Genomic DNA, 871 nt, shown 5'->3' with positions numbered 1-871 from the left:
AGGGGCAGTTCAGCCGGGGGCAGCAGGGGTACTTCCCAGTGGTAGCTTCCGTTCGGTAGCTGAGTAGGGCTACACGCCAGATACGCCTTGCCCATTCCGCGCAAGTCCAGCCCCGGCAGCTTCCGGGTGCTGCTGGTGAGGCTTCCGATAACGCCCTCGGGCAGCTTGTGGAAGACATGCACCCCGCCCCGAGGGGTTCTCTGCCGGGGGGCCTCGGCTAGCTCGGGGTGTTCAGCCCGCAGCCCGTCCCAGGCCTGGGGGTCGTCGAAGTCCAGCACCAACACCTGCTCGGGGGGCAGGATACCCACCCCGGCGGTGGGCACGGCCTGCCACCAGCGGCGCAACACCTCGGGGTCGTGAGTGGCATTCTTCAACCCGTTAGGGGCCAACCGGCTGTGCGGGCGCTTCTCGCCCGGTTGCAGGGGCAAGACGGGATAGCCCAGCCGGGCGTACCCGAGGGCGGCCTGCAGAAGAGGGTTAGACATGCCGCACCCCTTCCACGAGCTCGTCAATCAGCCGGGAAGCCTCGAGCCGATTAGCGGGTGTCGGGCCACGGTAGCCCAGGCTGTGAAGGTAGCGCAGCTGTTTCTCGGTCGGGGGCTGGTGGGCCATCCAGCGCTCTATGGCGGGTTCTGACCTTTCAGCCCGGATGCGGTGCTGCTCAGCCGGGGGCAGCGACTCCCACCACAGCGCCCAGCGTGCCCCGGCGAGCAGGGCCTCAAAGTCCAGTTCGGAGAGCAGCAACAGGGTTTGCGCGGCCTCGAGGTGGCAACGGCGGCACGCCGTTTCGAGGGCATACCCCACCACCTGGTTAGGCTCGTTGCAGCCGGCGCGGATGGCTTGGAGCAGAAAGTTAGTGGCGGTGGCCCGC

2 protein-coding genes are annotated in these 871 nt (G+C 68.0%); both read right to left on the bottom strand.

Features of this window, described 5'->3' with window-relative positions:
* The coding region (locus Mlute_RS15355; protein ID WP_147371144.1) for a bifunctional DNA primase/polymerase at positions 1–485 on the bottom strand (485 nt) is incomplete at its 3' end.
* A partial coding sequence (locus tag Mlute_RS15350) for a hypothetical protein (protein WP_119361351.1) occupies positions 478–871 on the bottom strand: 394 nt, incomplete at its 5' end. The genes Mlute_RS15350 and Mlute_RS15355, both read right to left, overlap by 8 nt.

The organism is Meiothermus luteus (genome assembly GCF_003574085.1).
Taxonomy (GTDB): Bacteria; Deinococcota; Deinococci; order Deinococcales; family Thermaceae; genus Meiothermus; species Meiothermus luteus.
This window is presented reverse-complemented; position numbering and strand designations above follow the sequence as displayed.